At 62.6% G+C, this 16,530-nt stretch carries 14 protein-coding genes; 8 read left to right on the top strand and 6 right to left on the bottom strand.

Going from position 1 to position 16,530, the window contains the following annotated elements; all coding sequences use genetic code 11:
- Positions 1-175: 175 nt before the first annotated feature.
- The 5 genes from QA637_RS11135 (at position 176) to QA637_RS11115 (ending at position 6,772) form a co-directional block, all read left to right on the top strand.
- Positions 176-949 (top strand): N-formylglutamate amidohydrolase, encoded by a 774-nt coding sequence (locus QA637_RS11135; RefSeq protein ID WP_153436381.1) that lies wholly within the window; start codon positions 176-178, stop codon positions 947-949.
- Positions 950-1,053: 104 nt separating this feature from the next.
- Positions 1,054-2,601, top strand: a complete 1,548-nt coding sequence (locus tag QA637_RS11130; protein WP_153436365.1) for an amino acid permease — start codon at positions 1,054-1,056, stop codon at positions 2,599-2,601.
- Between the two features lie 93 nt (positions 2,602-2,694).
- A complete protein-coding gene (locus QA637_RS11125; RefSeq protein ID WP_153436366.1) occupies positions 2,695-4,059 on the top strand; it encodes a glutamine synthetase family protein in 1,365 nt (454 codons plus the stop codon).
- 185 nt (positions 4,060-4,244) lie between these two features.
- On the top strand, positions 4,245-5,630 hold the full coding sequence (locus tag QA637_RS11120) for an aldehyde dehydrogenase family protein (protein ID WP_153436367.1): 1,386 nt from the start codon (positions 4,245-4,247) through the stop codon (positions 5,628-5,630).
- On the top strand, positions 5,627-6,772 hold the full coding sequence (locus QA637_RS11115; protein WP_153436368.1) for an iron-containing alcohol dehydrogenase: 1,146 nt from the start codon (positions 5,627-5,629) through the stop codon (positions 6,770-6,772). The genes QA637_RS11120 and QA637_RS11115 overlap by 4 nt, the downstream gene beginning before the upstream one ends.
- Before the next feature lie 38 nt (positions 6,773-6,810).
- Here QA637_RS11115 and QA637_RS11110 read toward each other — a convergent pair whose 3' ends face one another.
- Positions 6,811-6,987, bottom strand: a complete 177-nt coding sequence (locus QA637_RS11110; protein WP_153436369.1) for a hypothetical protein — start codon at positions 6,985-6,987, stop codon at positions 6,811-6,813.
- Here QA637_RS11110 and QA637_RS11105 point away from each other — a divergent pair.
- Positions 6,977-7,696 carry a ParA family protein gene (locus QA637_RS11105; RefSeq protein ID WP_153436370.1) on the top strand — a complete coding sequence of 240 codons (720 nt, stop codon included), beginning with the start codon at positions 6,977-6,979 and terminating at the stop codon, positions 7,694-7,696. The two genes, QA637_RS11110 and QA637_RS11105, sit on opposite strands and share 11 nt — an antisense overlap.
- A gap of 157 nt (positions 7,697-7,853) precedes the next feature.
- On the opposite strand, the gene QA637_RS11100 is transcribed toward QA637_RS11105, so the two are convergent.
- Positions 7,854-9,143, bottom strand: a complete 1,290-nt coding sequence (locus QA637_RS11100) for an NAD(P)/FAD-dependent oxidoreductase (protein WP_153436371.1) — start codon at positions 9,141-9,143, stop codon at positions 7,854-7,856.
- Between the two features lie 277 nt (positions 9,144-9,420).
- Entirely contained in the window at positions 9,421-10,818 is a 1,398-nt protein-coding gene (locus tag QA637_RS11095; protein ID WP_153436372.1) for a L,D-transpeptidase family protein, read from the bottom strand.
- Positions 10,819-11,136: 318 nt separating this feature from the next.
- Here QA637_RS11095 and QA637_RS11090 point away from each other — a divergent pair, with 318 nt between their 5' ends.
- Together QA637_RS11090 and QA637_RS11085 are read left to right on the top strand one after the other, a co-directional pair.
- Positions 11,137-11,979 carry a DUF4432 family protein gene (locus QA637_RS11090; RefSeq protein WP_153436373.1) on the top strand — a complete coding sequence of 281 codons (843 nt, stop codon included), beginning with the start codon at positions 11,137-11,139 and terminating at the stop codon, positions 11,977-11,979.
- Positions 11,980-12,099: 120 nt separating this feature from the next.
- Positions 12,100-12,438 (top strand): protein tyrosine phosphatase family protein, encoded by a 339-nt coding sequence (locus QA637_RS11085; protein ID WP_153436374.1) that lies wholly within the window; start codon positions 12,100-12,102, stop codon positions 12,436-12,438.
- Positions 12,439-12,754: 316 nt separating this feature from the next.
- On the opposite strand, the gene QA637_RS11080 is transcribed toward QA637_RS11085, so the two are convergent.
- The 3 genes from QA637_RS11080 to QA637_RS11070 are packed head-to-tail and all read right to left on the bottom strand — an operon-like array spanning position 12,755 to position 16,351.
- Positions 12,755-14,401 carry a thiamine pyrophosphate-binding protein gene (locus QA637_RS11080; protein ID WP_153437387.1) on the bottom strand — a complete coding sequence of 549 codons (1,647 nt, stop codon included), beginning with the start codon at positions 14,399-14,401 and terminating at the stop codon, positions 12,755-12,757.
- A gap of 46 nt (positions 14,402-14,447) precedes the next feature.
- The gene (locus QA637_RS11075; RefSeq protein WP_283061456.1) at positions 14,448-15,401 is read right to left on the bottom strand and encodes a DMT family transporter; all 954 of its coding nucleotides are present in this window, start codon (positions 15,399-15,401) and stop codon (positions 14,448-14,450) included.
- On the bottom strand, positions 15,398-16,351 hold the full coding sequence (locus QA637_RS11070) for an alpha/beta fold hydrolase (RefSeq protein WP_153437385.1): 954 nt from the start codon (positions 16,349-16,351) through the stop codon (positions 15,398-15,400). Before QA637_RS11070 ends, QA637_RS11075 begins: the two co-directional genes overlap by 4 nt.
- Between the last annotated feature and the right edge of the window lie 179 nt (positions 16,352-16,530).

Genomic DNA, 16,530 nt, shown 5'->3' with positions numbered 1-16,530 from the left:
TGTCGTTGCCCCTGAACTGGTCTGCGCCAGCTTGTGACGAATTAAACATCGCTGTCACAATCGGAGTCAATCGGCTTTTTGAAGAGATCGTTTCAGATTTTCGTTGACACTCCCTGATTCGTGAAGAATTCTCTTCATTAAGATCGTCTGACGAGGCAATTTGGGGGTGCCGGTTTTGACGGGGCTTTTGACGCAGGCAGAGGGCGATCCGGTCGCCATCGACAATGCCGACGGGAAGGGAGACTTCCTCTTCGTCTGCGAGCACGCGTCGCGCGTCCTGCCGGAGCGCCTGGGGACGCTCGGCCTTTCAAAAGAAGCACTGGAGAGCCACATCGCCTGGGACCCTGGCGCGCTGGCGGTGGCGAGGCATCTTGCCGCGAGGCTCGACGGGACACTCATCCATCAACGCTTTTCGCGCCTCGCCTATGACTGCAACCGGCCACCCGAGTCCGACGCGGCAATGCCGGCCATCAGCGAAATCTACGAGGTGCCGGGCAACAGGGTGATGTCGGCCGCAGAGCGGCAGGCGAGGGTGGAGGAGATCTATCTGCCGTTTCGCGATGCCGTGGCGCGGTTCGTGTGCGAGCGCAAGGCCGCCGGGCGGCGCGTCGTCCTTGTCACCATGCATAGTTTCACGCCCGTCTATTTCGGCAACCCGCGCGCTGTCGAAATCGGCATCCTGCACGATGCCGACAGCCGGCTTGCCGACCGCATGCTTGAGATCGCGACGGACGGGGAGGTCGCCTACGACATCCGCCGCAATGAGCCCTATGGGCCAGCGGACGGCGTAACGCACAGTCTGGTGGAGTACGGCGTGCGAAACGGACTGCCGAACGTGATGATCGAGATCAGAAACGATCTCATTCGCGACGAGATCAGCCAAAGGGTCATGGCTGATTATCTGGAGGGGCTGCTCGCAAAGAGCGCGGCCGCCCTTCCGGCACAATAAAAAGACCCTGGGGAGCGGCAAAGCCGCGGTCCCGTTCCGATGCGAACGGTGTGATGGGCCTCCTGCAATGGCGCGCGAGGTCGAGGAGAAACAGGGGATAGAAGATGTCAGACTATACCGATGTCGATAAGAAGCAGGACATGCAGGTCCTGCATTCGATGGGCTACGCCCAGGAGCTCGAGCGGCGCATGAGCCAGTTCTCGAACTTCGCCGTATCGTTCTCAATCATTTGCATTCTGTCGGGCGGCATCAACTCGTTGGCGCAGGCGACCTCCGGCGCCGGTGGCGCCTCGATCGGCATCGGCTGGCCGCTCGGCTGCTTCATCTCGCTCGTCTTCGCCGTTGCCATGGCGCAGATCGGCTCGGCCTATCCGACGGCCGGCGGTCTCTATCATTGGGGCTCGATTCTCGGCAACCGCTTCACCGGCTGGCTGACCGCCTGGTTCAACCTGCTCGGTCTCGTTACAGTTCTCGGCGCCATCAACGTCGGCACCTATTACTTCTTCATGGGCTCGTTCGGGACACCCTATTTCGGCCTCGAAGACACGACGACGACACGCATCGTCTTCCTCGCGATCATCACCGGCCTGCAGGCGCTCGTGAACCACATGGGTATCGGGCTGACGGCGAAGCTTACCGACTTCTCGGGCTATCTGATCTTCGCGACCTCGATTCTGCTGGCCGTCGTTTGCCTCGCAGTCGCCGACAGTTACGAAATCGGCAGGCTCTTCACCTTCGCGAACTATTCCGGCGAGGCCGGCGGCAGCGTCTGGCCGGAGACATCGGGGACCTGGGTGTTCCTGCTTGGCCTGCTTCTGCCGATCTACACGATCACTGGCTACGACGCTTCGGCGCATACGTCGGAGGAAACGGTGAAGGCTGCGCATTCCGTGCCGCGCGGCATGGTTTCGTCGGTGCTCTGGTCGGCGCTTTTTGGTTACATCATGTTGTGCGCCTTCGTGCTGATGATCCCGAATATGGACGAGGCCGCCAAGCAAGGATGGAACGTCTTCTTCTGGGCGATGGACGCACAGGTGCATCCGATCATCAAGGACATCCTCTATCTCGCCATCTTCGTCAGCCAGTGGCTGTGCGGCCTGGCGACGGTGACTTCGGTTTCGCGCATGATCTTCGCCTTCTCGCGTGACGGCGGCCTGCCAGCCTCGAAGGCGCTCGCCAAGGTCAGCCCGACCTACCGTACGCCGGTTGCGGCGATCTGGACCGGGTCGATCCTTGCCGTGCTCTTCGTCTGGGGATCGTCGCTCGTCTCGATCGGCGATACACCTGTCTACACGATCGTCGTCTCGTGCACGGTCATCTTCCTGTTCTTCTCCTTCGCGATCCCGATCACGCTCGGCTTTTTTGCCTGGGGAACATCGAAGTGGGACAAAATGGGGCCGTGGAACCTCGGCGAAGGCATATTCAAGCTCTTCGCCGTCCTGTCGATCATCGCGATGGTGCTGATCTTCGTGCTCGGCATTCAGCCGCCGAACGATTGGGCGCTTTACATCACCGTCGGCTTCCTGATCGTAACCGGCATTGTCTGGTTCGGCTTCGAGAGCCGCCGGTTCCGTGGGCCGCCGATCGGCGAAGAAGTTGCGCGCCGCCAGGCCGAAATCGCCGCAGCCGAAAAGGCTGTCGGGGAAGCTTGATCAAACACCAAGAGGGCGGGGCCGCGGCTGCGGCTTCCGCCTCATTTTTGCGGCCACGGGAACGGCCGCACCGAAACATGGGATGGTGCTTTCATGAGCTATTCGTTCGAGGAACTGAAAGAGGATGTTGCCGCCGGCCGCATCGACACGGTGCTTGCCTGCCAGGTAGACATGCAGGGGCGCCTGATGGGCAAGCGCTTCCATGCGGAATATTTCGTCGAAAGCGCGTGGAAGGAAACGCATAGCTGCAACTATCTGCTTGCGACCGACATCGAGATGGAGACCGTCTCCGGCTACAAGGCGACAAGCTGGGAGAAGGGCTATGGCGACTATACGATGAGGCCGGATCTCGCGACGCTTCGGCGCATTCCGTGGCTCGAAGGCACGGCGCTGGTGCTCTGCGACGTGCTCGACCACCACACGCACGAAGAGGTGCCGCATTCGCCCCGGGCCATCCTCAAGAAGCAGATCGGACGGCTGGAGGCGATGGGCCTAAAGGCCTTCATGGCGAGCGAGCTGGAATTCTTCCTCTTCGACCAATCCTATGACGATGCGCGCCAGTCCGGCTATCGCGACCTGCAGCTCGCCAGCGGCTACAATGAGGACTATCACATCTTCCAGACGACCAAGGAAGAGGACGTGATGCGGGCGATCCGCAACGGTCTCCAGGGGGCCGGCATTCCGGTCGAAAATTCCAAGGGCGAGGCCTCGGCCGGCCAGGAGGAAATCAACGTCCGCTATGCCGATGCGCTGACCATGGCCGACCGCCATGCGATCATCAAGAACGGCTGCAAGGAAATCGCCTGGCAGCGCGGCAAGGCCATCACCTTCCTCGCTAAGTGGAACTATTCGGCTGCCGGCTCTTCCTCGCATATCCACCAGTCGCTCTGGAGTGCCGAGGGCGAGACGCCGCTCTTCTTCGACAAGAGCGCGCATTACGGCATGTCGGAACTGATGCGGCACTACGTGGCTGGTCTTCTGACCCATGCGAGCGAGATCACCTATTTCCTGGCGCCTTACATCAATTCCTACAAGCGCTTCATGGCGGGCACATTCGCGCCGACCAAGGCGATCTGGAGCAAGGACAACCGTACCGCCGGCTATCGCCTCTGCGGCGAGGACACCAAGGCGATCCGCATCGAATGCCGCGTCGGCGGTTCCGACCTCAACCCGTACCTTGCCTTTGCCGCATTGATCGCCGCCGGCATTTCCGGCATCGAGGGCAAGATGGAACTCGAAGCGCCGTTCGTCGGCGATGCCTATCACGGCACGGATATACGCGAGATCCCGCACACGCTGAGGGACGCAACCGAGGCGCTGACCGGTTCGAAGATGCTGCGCGCCGCCTTCGGCGACGACGTCATCGACCATTATACCCGCGCGGCACGCTGGGAGCAGGAGGAATATGACCGGCGGGTGACCGACTGGGAGGTCGCACGCGGTTTCGAAAGAGCGTAAATGTGACCCCTCCCCAACCCCTTCCCACAAGGGGAGGGGCTCCTTTGCCGCGTCCCTTTCGGTAGCCCGAAACGTCCCCACTCGTGGAGACGTTGGGTTGGGCGAAAGCGATGCCGTCAGCAAGCCCCTTGGGGAGGGGAAACTGGCGGGGAAAGTTTTAATTAGGCAGAAACAGGATGACGATCATGACGATGATCAAATGCATTTCCCCGGTTAACGGCGAGGTCTACGCCGAGCGCCCCGCGATGCCGCTGGAACTCGCCAGACAGGCCGTGGCCCACGCGCGTCTGGCCCAGAAAAGCTGGGCGAAGCGCCCGATCGAGGAGCGCGTTCAGCTCGTGCTCGCGGGCGTCGCGCGGCTCAACGAGATGGTCGACGAGGTCGTGCCCGAGCTCGCCTGGCAGATGGGCCGGCCGGTGCGCTATGGCGGCGAGTTCAGGGGTTTCAACGAGCGTTCGAACTATGTCGCCTCTATCGCCGCCGATGCGCTGAAGCCAATCATTGTCGAAGAGAGCGAACGCTTCGAGCGGCGCATCGAGCGCGAGCCGCATGGCGTCGTCTTCGTCATCGCGCCTTGGAACTACCCTTACATGACGGCGATCAACACGGTCGCCCCGGCGCTGATGGCCGGCAACACGGTCATCATCAAGCATGCGAGCCAGACGATCCTGGTCGGCGAACGCATGGTGCGCGCCTTCATCGAGGCGGGCGTGCCGGCGGACGTGTTCCAGAACCTATTCCTCGATCACGACACGACGGCGGCGCTGATAGCGGCCAAGAGCTTCGACTTCATCAATTTCACCGGCTCAGTCGAAGGGGGGCGCTCGATCGAACGCGCCGCAGCCGGTACCTTCACCGGCCTTGGCCTCGAGCTTGGGGGCAAGGATCCGGGCTATGTAATGGAAGATGCGGACCTTGATGCGGCTGTCGACACGCTGATGGACGGCGCAACCTACAATTCCGGTCAGTGCTGCTGCGGCATCGAGCGCATCTATGTGCATGAATCGCTTTACAACGCCTTCGTCGAGAAATCGGTCGCGTGGGTTTCCAACTACAAACTCGGCAATCCGCTCGATCCGGAGACGACGCTAGGGCCCATGGCCAACAAGCGCTTTGCTGCAACCGTGCGCCACCAGATCGCCGATGCCGTTTCCAAGGGCGCCAAGACGCTGATCGATCCCAAGCTTTTCCCGCAGGATGACGGCGGCGCCTATCTCGCGCCGCAGGTCCTCGTCGATGTTGATCACTCGATGGAATTCATGCGGGAGGAAACCTTCGGGCCGGCGGTCGGCATCATGAAGGTGAAGAACGACGCCGAGGCGATCGAGCTGATGAACGATTGCCAGTATGGCCTCACCGTTTCGCTCTGGACGAAGGATGCCGACCGCGCGTCGCGCATCGGCCGCGACCTTGAAACCGGCACTGTCTTCATGAACCGCGCCGATTATCTCGATCCGGCGCTCTGCTGGACGGGGGTCAAGGAAACGGGCCGCGGCGGCTCGCTCTCGATCCTCGGCTTCCACAACCTTACCCGTCCGAAATCCTATCACCTGAAGAAAGCAACCGCATGACCATCACCGCCAACTGGAGCTATCCGACCGCCGTCAAGTTCGGCGCCGGCCGAATCAAGGAGCTTGCCGACCATTGCAAGGCGCTCGGCATGAAAAAGCCGCTGCTCGTAACCGACCGTGGCCTTGCGCCGATGGCGATCACGCAGAATGCGCTCGATATCCTCGAGGCTGGCGGCCTTGGCCGCGCCATCTTTGCGGACGTCGACCCGAATCCGAACGACAAGAACCTGGAAGCCGGCGTGAAGGCATTCAAGGACGGCGGCCATGACGGCGTCGTTGCCTTCGGCGGCGGTTCCGGCCTCGATCTCGGCAAATGCGTCGCCTTCATGGTCGGCCAGACGCGGCCGGTCTGGGATTTCGAGGATATCGGCGACTGGTGGACGCGCGCGAGCGTGGAAGGGATTGCTCCGATCGTCGCTGTTCCGACGACGGCCGGCACTGGTTCGGAAGTGGGGCGCGCCAGCGTCATCACCAATTCGGCGAGTCACGTGAAGAAGGTGATCTTCCACCCGAAGTTCCTGCCGGGAGTGACGATCTGCGATCCGGAGCTGACGGTCGGCATGCCCAAGGTCATCACGGCCGGTACCGGCATGGATGCCTTCGCCCACTGCCTGGAGGCCTATTCCTCGCCCTTCTACCATCCGATGTCGGCGGGCATTGCGCTCGAAGGCATGCGGCTCGTCAAGGAATACCTGCCGCGCGCCTACAAGGACGGCACAGATATCGAAGCGCGCGCCAACATGATGAGTGCCGCAGCGATGGGTGCGGTCGCGTTCCAGAAAGGACTCGGCGCGATCCATTCGCTCTCCCATCCGGTCGGCGCGATCTACAACACCCATCACGGCATGACCAATGCCGTCGTAATGCCGCCGGTGCTGCGCTTCAACCGCCCGGCAATCGAGGACAAGATCGCCCGCGCTGCCGCCTATCTCGGCATCGCCGGCGGTTTCGACGGTTTCTACGACTACGTGCTGAAGCTGCGCGAAGAACTCGGCGTGCCGGACAAGCTTTCCGTGCTCGGCGTCGGCACCGACCGCATCGATGAAATGGCGGAAATGGCGATCGTCGACCCGACTGCCGGCGGCAACCCGGTGGAACTGACCCTCGACGCGGCGAAAAAACTGTTCAGAGAAAGCATCTGAGCCGGAATCGCGTTAATTTTTCCGAAGCCCGGAGAGCCTTAGTTTTCCGGGCTTTTCATTTCCTTGCCTTCGGTTCTCAGATCCGCGGTTAATCTTTGCCTGCCAAAAATTTCCATTTCGTTAACCATGTTCTGAAAGGCTCTGTTAAGGGCGCCGTCGATGCTTCGAGCGGGGCTTTGAAACAATGACGGAATGAGGTGGAAGATGGCGGTCATCACATTTGCCAACGCAAAAGGCGGCGCCGGCAAGACGACGGCGGCATTGATCCTGTCGACGGAACTGGCGAGACAGGGCAACAGGGTGGTGGTGCTCGACGCGGATCCACAGCGCTGGATCACGCGCTGGTCGGAAGTTTCCGGCCGTGTCGCCAATCTCGAAGTGATTTCGCACATCACACCAGCTTCGCTGCCCTGCCATATCCGCGAACTGAAGGACGAGGTCGATTTCATCGTCATCGATCTCGCCGGAGCCAAGGATGCAATCGTCGCACTGGCGCTCGGCCTTTCCGATCAGGTGCTGATCCCGGTCCAAGGGTGCGCGATGGACGCGCAGGGCGCCGTCCAGATCCTGGAACTGATCCGCCACATCGAACAAAAGGCGACGGTTCGCATCAAGCATTCAGTCGTGCTCACGCGCGTCAACTCGCTGGTGACCACACGTGCGCTCCAGACCATCAAGACGCTGCTTGCGTCGCGCGGCGTTGCGATGCTCGAAACGCCGATCGTCGAACGCGCCGCCTACCGCGAGATTTTCGAATGCGGCGGAACGCTGCAGACGATGGACGCCGGCCGCGTCAGCAATCTCGACAAAGCGCGCGAGAATGCGCTTGCGCTCGCTCAGGAGGTTCTGGCGCTGCTGCCCGTTCGCTATCAGCGGTCCTGGGCTGCGCGGGTGCCGTCCTGGGCGCAATTGCGCGCCGCGTAGTCAGCGTTCCCGCCCTGCGCCGAATGGCTGGCAAGCGGAGGCTTCCTTAGATCCCGGCGCACGTGGACGAGGCGAGCTCGATCTTCGGCGCAATACGCACCGGCACCGCCGAGCAGGCGACCGGCCTCCAGGAGGTCATAGCAGAAATGGGTGCTCTTCAAAAACGCCGATCGACGAAGTGCTTTGCCTGCGCGCCGGCGTGATAAAACGCCGATTTTACGGTCCGCCACGGATCGGGCGTAATCGGCGTTTCTGAAAGCGGGATTGCCGAGTCGTCGCCCATCACGTGGCCGGCGAGCGCACGCCCGAAGACAGTTCCTGGCGCAATGCCGCGGCCATTGTAGCCGCTCACCGAAACGACGTTTGGCGCGAGCAGGTGCATGGCGGGCAGGTTGTTGGTCGTCATGCCGATGCTGCCGTCCCACCAGTACTCGAAGCGGAAATCGCCGATATAGGGGAAGAGCTTGCGCAACGAGCGGGCTGCGAAGGCGCGATGCGTGCCCTCCGCGATGGCGTCGAGGCGGCCGATCGAACCGAAGATCAGCCGGTTCTGCTGGTCCATGCGAAAGGAGGTCATCACGAGCCCGGTGTCCCAGGTACCCTGACGCTCCGGCAGGATTCGTGCTGCGACCTTTTCGGGAAGCGGATTGGTGGCGAACTGGAAATAGGGGAGGATCGTCAATTCCTGCGTATGCGCCTTCCACGGCGCGTCGGGAACGAGCCCGCCATAGGCGTTGGTCGCCAGAATGACATGGCGGGCGATAATGGTACCCCGGCCGGCCTTCAGTTTCCACAGATCCCCCTGGCGTGTGGCGGCAACGAGCGGAGTATCGGTAAAGATGCTCGCGCCGGCCGCGAGCGCTGCACGGGCCAGTCCCCTCGCGTAGGCGAGCGGCTGGATCGTTCCGGCGCGGCGGTCGAGGAGGGCGCCGGCAAAGCCCTCGGCGCCGGAAACCACATGCGTCTTGTCGGCCGAGAGGACTTCGACGGGCGCGCCGCGCTTCTTCCACTGCGCCTCGCGATCCTTAATGTCCTTGAGTCCTTCGGCACCGACAGCCATGTGGAGCGTGCCGTTGCGCACGGCTTCGCACTGCATGTCGTGTTTCGCGACCAGATCGTAGACCAGCGACGGACCGTCGCCGAGTTCCTTCAACAAGCGGTTTCCTGCGTCAGCGCCGAGAGTTGCGACGAGATCGTCCGGCTTTACCCACATGCCGGCATTGACGAGACCGACGTTGCGCCCGGAGCCGCCGAAGCCGATCATCCGCGCTTCGACCACGGTTGCCTTCACGCCCTTTTCCGCAAGATGCAGCGCGGCGGAGAGACCGGTAAAGCCGCCGCCGATGATCGCTACGTCGGTGCTCAGGTCGCCGGTCAGCGGACCGGTTTCAGGCGCGGCCGGTGCCGTCGCATGCCAGAGGTTGGGGAGAGCACGCTCCGTTGCCATTGCGGACATTCCTTTGTCTTCGAAGCGGGACAAGAAGGGCCGCAAACCCATCATATCCTGCACCGATTGATCGTGATGGAAAACTTTTCGCCAGTGATAGAACCATTGTCACAAAGTTTTTCATGACAATGTTTCATGAGGTCATGAAGACGTGCAATGCCGGCTGGCCGCCGCAAAATGCGATCAGGAAATCGCCTGCTTGCGCACTCTTGGAGGGCCGCTTCCGGATGGGATCACGAGGGAGGAGAGCATGCCCTTCGCCGGGCAGGCTCCAGGATCAATCGACGAACTCGACCGTCACGCCCTTGCTCACCATCTTGCCGAGTTCGGTCGCATCCCAGTTGGTGAGGCGAATGCAGCCGTGGCTTTGGGTCTTGCCGATTTTCGACGGGTCGGGGGTACCGTGAATGCCGTAAGTCGGCTTCGACAGTGCGATCCAGACCGTGCCGACTGGCCCGTTCGGTCCGGGCTGCAGGGTTAGAATCTTGTCGTTCGCGCCCTGCTGGAAGTTGATCCTCGGATTGTAGGTATAGCCCGGATCGAAGGCGATCCGCTCGACCGAAACGATGCCGGACGGGGAGGGCGTGTCCGACGAGCCGATCGTAGAAGGATAAGCGGCAATGAGCTTGTCGGCCTCATCGTAGGCGAGCACCTGCTTGCGACCCTTGTCGGCCACGATCCGCGCGACCTTGCCCGCCTTGTTCGGGCCTGGATTGATCACCTTGATAATCGTACCCGGAATGGAAAAATCGACGCCGGGATTGAGTTCGCGCAGGTAGTTCTCGTCCATGTGGAACTTCTCGCCGAGCATCTCGACTGTGGACGTGAAGGAGAGATGCGGAAGCATCGCCTTGTGGGCATAGTCTTCCGGGATCGCCGCGACATAAGGCCCGGCCGCGTCGGTAGCGGTGATCGTGTAGGTGGTGATCGGCAGGCCGCCGTTGAAACGCAGCCGTTCGAGAATGTCCTCGGTGTTGTTCGGATCAAGCGTCTCGCCGGTCGCCTGCTGCCAGGCTTCGATGGCCTTGGTGACGTTCGAGCCCATCTTGCCGTCGATCACGCCCGGCGAGAAGCCCTCGCGGTCGAGAAACACCTGCAGCGCGGTGATTTCCGCACGCGATTTGCCCTTCACCGAGATCGCCGGCGGCATCGGCTGTCTAAGCGGCTCGTCATATCGCGGATCGTAGGCCGCCTGCTCGCTGCCGTCCATGAGGCCGGGCAGGTTGTCTCGCAACTCCTCGCGCTCGACAGGGGCCGGTTCGCGGTAGTCCGGGACCGTGCCCGTAAACTCACCGGGCTCGGAATAGCCGTAGCCGCGGTCTTGGTAGCCATCGTCGCGGTAGCCATAGCCGTCGTTCGAATAGACATCGACGTCGCTTTGCCGGCGGCGGGCCCTGCCGTAGCCGTCCGACGGCATCACTGTCGCGACGATATTGCCCCAGGGATCGACGAGGACGGTGCGGCCGCGGTGGTCGCGCATGGCGCGCACCTCGTCCCGTCCCGGCATGTAGTCGAGAATTTCGCCGTTCGGGGTAACCAGGATGACATCGCCACCGCCGCGGGAATAGCCTTCCTGCGCGGAGGCAGGTGCAAGCTCCACGATCAAGAGGCCGGCTGCGGCGAGAAGCGAGAGACCGGTGCGGGTCGCAGTCGTCACGATAGAACCTGTTTTCATGATGATTGATCCGGGCGGTACATGCCGATTTGGACGTTAATGTGAAAAAAGTGAATCCATCGTGAACGGTTGGTTAAAATTCATCCTGACCGATCCGTTAAACCCTAGTAGATCGGTCTGGCGTCGGTTTCAACAGGGGAGAATGAGGCGGACAAGGCGCCTGAGATGTTCCTTGCCGTTGTTCCTCCTCCGTCTCTGTCGGTAACGCCCTCGAAGCCCGATTGTTCAGCCGGAAATTATCATGCTCGGAGCGTTTTGCTTTGCCTTATCATGCATTTGCACGTGCGCGTGATTCGCATGCGCCAGCCGGAGCAATCTATGGAAACGACCTTGTGCAGCACGCGTGACGGCGTCTCTGGCCACCTCCTGTTCGACCGCTCGTCGGCGCTCGACATCGCTGCCTTCGTGTTCGATGGCACCGACCTTTCTCCGGGTCTGGCCATTCCGTCCGATGGCGACCACAGGATCGATCATGCGCTCGCCGGCTTTCTCTTTACCTGCGGTCCCGATCACATCCGCCATCCCGAGGCCGTCGAAGGCCGCGACGACGGAAGGCGCTATCCTCTGCACGGTTCGCTTGCAGGCACACCCGTCATCCGGGCGGAGATGTCCGCCGATGGCACTCGCTGCCAGGCTCTGACCGAGGTGGATCTCGCCTCTGGCGGCAAGGCCGCCGTCGAACGTCGGTGGTCTGTGGCCGAAAACGGGCAAGGCGTGGTGCTTGAGGACCGCGTAACAAACGTCGGCGACTCGGCCTTCGCGCCGATGATGATGTATCACATGAATATCGGTGGCCGGCTGCTCGGCCGCGAAACGCGTATTGTCACCCCGTCACTCGAAAGCGGATTGATCGGCTGGCAGTTCGGCGAGGGCGAGAGCGCCCATTTCTGTATTCCGGCGCATCACGAGGACGGCTGGTCGGAGGTTTCGTTGACGCCGTTGCCGGGGCTTGGCGGGCGGCGGCTTGCCGTTCGGTTCCGCGTGGACACGTTGCCGTTTTTGCAGATGTGGCGCTGCCAGCGCGGCGGTGCCAATGTCATCAGCATCGAACCGGCGTCGCATCGCCTTGCAAAGCGGGTGGAACTGGCCACATCGGGCGAACTCGGCGTCATCGAGCCCGGCCAGTCGCGCAGTTATGCGCTCGCCTTCACGGTGACCTGATCGGCCGCAATAGCTAGTGCGGGCTGCAGGAGGAAACACCTTCCTCACTCCGCTCTTGCGATTGACGCCGCCTGACGCCGGGCCTAAATCAGGGCAACACCGTTCAGAGGAAGCATCATCATGGACATTCGCCAGATCAACGATGAATACTCGGTCTCCGGCCAGATCACGGTCGAGGACCTCGACGAGATCAAGGCGCTCGGGTTCAAGTCCATCGTCTGCCACCGCCCGGATTTTGAGACCCCCGATCAGCCGACCTTCGATGCGATCGCCGCGCGCGCCGCCGAGCTGGGTCTGGAGATCACGCACATTCCCGTCGGTCCGATGGGCGTGACCGCCGACGCGGTGACCCGCATGGTCGATGCGCTCGACGAGTTCCAGCGCCCGATGCTCGGCTATTGCCGTTCCGGCGCTCGCTCTACCGCAGTCTATCAGCAAACGCTGCATATCCGCAGCTGACAAGGTTTGCCGCCTGCCGAGCGAACCGCTGCGATACCCCTCTCTGCCCTGCCGGGCATCTCCCCCACAAGGGGGGAGATCGGCGCGATGCGGGCTCCCTGCCTCATTTGTCCGCCCGCGTTGGTTTCATTGCGGAAAATGCCGCACCTGCCTCTTCAACTGATCAATTCGTGCGCAGTGCGACGTTTGCGAACTGCGAAAGCGTTGAAGCATGCCAATCTCCCCCCTTGTGGGGGAGATGCCCGGCAGGGCAGAGGGGGGTAACGAAGAGTGCCTCAGATTCAGGTGTAAGGTGGCCGGGGCGCTCTGTCTCCCCTCAACCGTTGCGAATTTCGGTGAGCGTTCGCGTGGGCGTGATCGCTTCCGGGTCGAGCTTGATTTCGACGATGGCGGGCTTGCCGCTGGCGCGTGCTCGGAGGAATGCGTCTGCGAATTCTTCGGTTCGCACCACGGTTTCGCCGTGGCCGCCATAGGCGCGCGCGAGTGCTGCAAAATCCGGGTTGGTAAGGTCCGTCGCGCTGACGCGGCCGGGATACTCGCGCTCCTGGTGCATGCGGATCGTGCCGTAGATGCCATTGTTGATGACGAGCACGATGATCGGCAGCTGGTAGCGGATGGCGGTCGCGAACTCCTGCCCGTGCATGAGGAAGCAGCCGTCGCCGGCAAAGCAGACGACTTCGCGCTCCGGGTGGAGTTGCTTGGCCGCGACGGCTGCCGGCAGGCCGTAGCCCATCGAGCCTGATGCAGGGGCGGCCTGGGTTCCGTAACGGCGGAAGCGGTGGAAGCGGTGCAACCAGGTGGCGTAGTTGCCGGCGCCGTTGGTGAAGATCGTGTCCGGCGCGGTGTTCGCCTCGATCCAGTTCATGATCGGCCCCATCTGCACGTCGCCGGGCCCCTTCTCGGGCGGCGTCGACCATTTGAGGTAGGATTCGTGCATTGCGGCGGTACGAGCGGACCACGCGGGTTCGCCCGCAGGCCTGACGTTGCCGAGCGCCGCCACGAAATCGCGCGGGCACGCGGCGATCGCCAGATCCGGGCGGTAGACGCGGCCGAGCTCGGCGGGATCGGGATGGACATGGACCAGCGTCTGCCTGGGGTAGGGGACGTCGAGCAGCGTGTAGCCGGAAGAGGGCATCTCGGAAAAACGGCCGCCGACGAGCAGGACGAGATCGGCCTCCTTGATTTCCTTCGCAAGCGCGGGATTGATGCCGATGCCGACATCGCCGGCGTAAACCGGATTAAGGTGATCGAAGAGCATCTGGCGGCGGAAGGAGCAGCCGACGGGCAATCTCCAGCGCTCGGCAAAGCGCTGAAACTCAGCCACGCTTTCGGCAGACCAGCGCGTGCCGCCAAGAATGGCGATCGGTCGTTTGGCTGTGGCAAGCAGTTCCTCAAACCGGGCGATCTGGCTCCGGCCAGGATGGCTTTCGACCGGCTGGTAGGCGCGGGCCAGAGTGGCCTCGGTGCTATCGGTCAGCATGTCCTCCGGGAGCGTCAGCACCACCGGGCCCGGCCGGCCGGACGTCGCGACGGCGAAGGCGCGGGTCACGAATTCCGGGATGCGGGCTGGATCGTCTATTTCTCCCACCCATTTCGCGACCTCGGTAAAGGCGCGGCGATATTCGATCTCCTGGAAGGCCTCGCGCTCGCGCGCGTCGCGCTGCACCTGGCCGACGAAGAGGATCATCGGAATCGAATCCTGCCTGGCGACATGAAGGCCGGCGGAGGCGTTGGTGGCGCCGGGGCCGCGCGTCACCATGCAGACGCCCGGCTCGCCGGTGAGTCGTCCCCAGCAATCCGCCATCATCGCCGCGCCGCCTTCCTGCCGGCAGACGATGACGTCGATGTCGGTGTCGTGCAGCGCATCCAGAACCGCCAGATAGCTCTCCCCCGGCACGCACGAGATGCGCCTGACGCCATTTGCCACCAGGGCCTCGACAACCAGCTGACCACCCGTTTTCATCCAAATTCCTCCCAATGCTCTTTCATTCTTATCCGTTGCTGGCGCCTCAGATCGCCGGCGAGACGGGCGCGATGCTTGCGGTCTTCTCAACCCTGCGCTCGCGCCAGATAATATAGAGGCCCGAGCCGATAATGATCGCGATGCCGAGCCACTTCAGCGCGTCCGGCAGATCGCCGAAGACCAGCCAGCCGAAGATCGTCGCCGACACAATTTCGAGATATTGCAGCGGCGCGAGCACCGAGGCCAGGGCGGCGCGATAGGCATAGACACCGAGCACGCCCGAGATCGTCGCCGCGACGCCGACGCCAAGCAGGTAGAGCCACGCGTTGCCCTCGGGCCAGACGGGATCGAACACGCTCGAGCCGCTGCCTTCGCCCAGCGAGAGCAGGGCGAGGCAGAAGAGGCCGCCCCAGATACCCGCGTGGAACTGCATCGACCAGGGGTCCTCGTTCTGCGCGACCATGCGCGTGACGAGCAGGAAGACGGCGAGTCCGAAGGCGGAGACGATCGGCAGAAGCGCGATCAGGCCGACTTCCTTCATGCTCGGCTGGATGACGAGCAACGCACCGAAGAAGCCGACGGCGCAGGCGGTGTAGCGCCTCCAGCCGATCGTTTCCTTGAGGAAGATGCTACCGAGAATGGTGAGGATGATCGGCTCGACGAAGAAGATTGCGATCGCGTCGGCCACTTCCATCACCTTCAGCGTGGTGATGAAGGAGAGCATGGTCAGCACCAGAAGCCCGCCGCGAAGGGCATGCAGCGCGCTCTTCTTCCAGGTGAGGTCGAGGAGCGTGCGGCGGACGAGCACGACCGGCAGGATGAAGACGACCTGCAGCAGGAAACGGACGGCGGTGATCTCGGCCGAGGGTACCGTGGCGATAGCAAGCTTGGCGAAAATGTCGATCAGCGGCGAAATCAGAACGGCGATGACCATCAGCGTCAGGCCATAGGAAACGCGATTATGAGCGGTGGCGATTCTGGGCAGGGTGAGGTCGGTCATGGTCTTCCGTCTCGTCGGCGCTTCCGGTCGACCGCCTTCAGGCACCAGGCGACGAAGTCTTCGGTTGCCTGCTCCCGGCCGATCTCGTTGAGTGTTTCGTGGCGCATGCCGTCATGGATGGTAATGGTCACGTCGGTCATGCCGCGTGCCTTCATTCGTTCGCCGAGCCAGCGAATGGCGGCGCCGTTGAACGTCGAAGGATCCGCGCTGCCGCCGACGAGATGGACCGGCAGGTCGGCGGGCAACCGCGCCAGCCGGTCCGAGCGGGCGCCGGCGAAGGCGAATTTGAACACGTCGATCCAAAGCGACACCGTCGCATCGAAACCACAGAGCGGATCGGCCACGTATTTGGCGACTTCGTCTTCATCGCGCGACAGCCAGTCGAAATCGGTCTTTCGATCGGCAATCGCCTTGCTCCAGGCGCCGAATGTGAGCTTCGTCAGCAGCGGGCTCGGCACGTCCGAACCTTTGAGCATTCTCTCGATCGCCAGTATCGCCTGGCCGCCCCGGCCGGCGAGACCCGGACGGAAATTGGAGTTCCAGACGGCGAGAGCGTCGTAAAGCTTAGGATCGGTTTCTGCGGCGTTGAGCGCGATGAGGCCGCCCATCGAATGGCCGAAGAGGATAATCGGCAGGCCCGGATGATCGGCGGCGGCCACGTCCCGCATCGCCCGGACGTCCGCGATCACCTTGGCCGCCCCGTCGCGGTGGCCAAAGGTCGCAAGCGGGGCATCCGGTGCGCGGCTTTCGCCATGGCCGCGATGGTCGTGCGCATAGACATGGAACCCATGTTTGGCCATCGCCTCGGCGAAACGCGCATAGCGGCCGGAATGCTCGGCAAGCCCATGGCTGACAATGAGGATTCCGTGCGGCCCGGTCGAGGCCGCGAAGTGGCGCCAGCCGAGCGCAGCACCCGTCGGGCTTTGATGCGTCCTCACCTGCCCGAACATCCCATGCCCCCCCGGACCAATCGTCAGACTCTCGTGTGCGGGTTACCAACGGAGCGTCCGTTGCGCGAACCGGAAGCACTTTCCAGCAGAAAATGTGCCTCTCTGCGGAAAATGCACACCGGCCGATATCAAATCGATTTGCGCCGCAAAGGCAATCGTTGCTTGTTGCTTGTTGTGCA

It is taken from the genome of Sinorhizobium terangae (assembly GCF_029714365.1).
In the GTDB taxonomy this organism is placed as follows: Bacteria; Pseudomonadota; Alphaproteobacteria; order Rhizobiales; family Rhizobiaceae; genus Sinorhizobium; species Sinorhizobium terangae.
The sequence above is the reverse complement of the archived record's forward strand: the minus strand, read 5'-3'. Positions and strand labels throughout refer to the sequence as shown.

What these genes read in the sequence shown, in the direction of transcription:
- QA637_RS11130 (WP_153436365.1), top strand. Translation starts at nt 1,054, where the DNA reads ATGTCAGACTATACCGATGTCGATAAGAAGCAGGACATGCAGGTCCTG.
- QA637_RS11125 (WP_153436366.1), top strand. Translation starts at nt 2,695, where the DNA reads ATGAGCTATTCGTTCGAGGAACTGAAAGAGGATGTTGCCGCCGGCCGC.
- QA637_RS11120 (WP_153436367.1), top strand. Translation starts at nt 4,245, where the DNA reads ATGACGATGATCAAATGCATTTCCCCGGTTAACGGCGAGGTCTACGCC.
- QA637_RS11115 (WP_153436368.1), top strand. Translation starts at nt 5,627, where the DNA reads ATGACCATCACCGCCAACTGGAGCTATCCGACCGCCGTCAAGTTCGGC.
- QA637_RS11105 (WP_153436370.1), top strand. Translation starts at nt 6,977, where the DNA reads ATGGCGGTCATCACATTTGCCAACGCAAAAGGCGGCGCCGGCAAGACG.
- QA637_RS11110 (WP_153436369.1), bottom strand. Translation starts at nt 6,987, where the DNA reads ATGACCGCCATCTTCCACCTCATTCCGTCATTGTTTCAAAGCCCCGCT.
- QA637_RS11100 (WP_153436371.1), bottom strand. Translation starts at nt 9,143, where the DNA reads ATGGCAACGGAGCGTGCTCTCCCCAACCTCTGGCATGCGACGGCACCG.
- QA637_RS11095 (WP_153436372.1), bottom strand. Translation starts at nt 10,818, where the DNA reads ATGAAAACAGGTTCTATCGTGACGACTGCGACCCGCACCGGTCTCTCG.
- QA637_RS11090 (WP_153436373.1), top strand. Translation starts at nt 11,137, where the DNA reads ATGGAAACGACCTTGTGCAGCACGCGTGACGGCGTCTCTGGCCACCTC.
- QA637_RS11085 (WP_153436374.1), top strand. Translation starts at nt 12,100, where the DNA reads ATGGACATTCGCCAGATCAACGATGAATACTCGGTCTCCGGCCAGATC.
- QA637_RS11080 (WP_153437387.1), bottom strand. Translation starts at nt 14,401, where the DNA reads ATGAAAACGGGTGGTCAGCTGGTTGTCGAGGCCCTGGTGGCAAATGGC.
- QA637_RS11075 (WP_283061456.1), bottom strand. Translation starts at nt 15,401, where the DNA reads ATGACCGACCTCACCCTGCCCAGAATCGCCACCGCTCATAATCGCGTT.
- QA637_RS11070 (WP_153437385.1), bottom strand. Translation starts at nt 16,351, where the DNA reads ATGTTCGGGCAGGTGAGGACGCATCAAAGCCCGACGGGTGCTGCGCTC.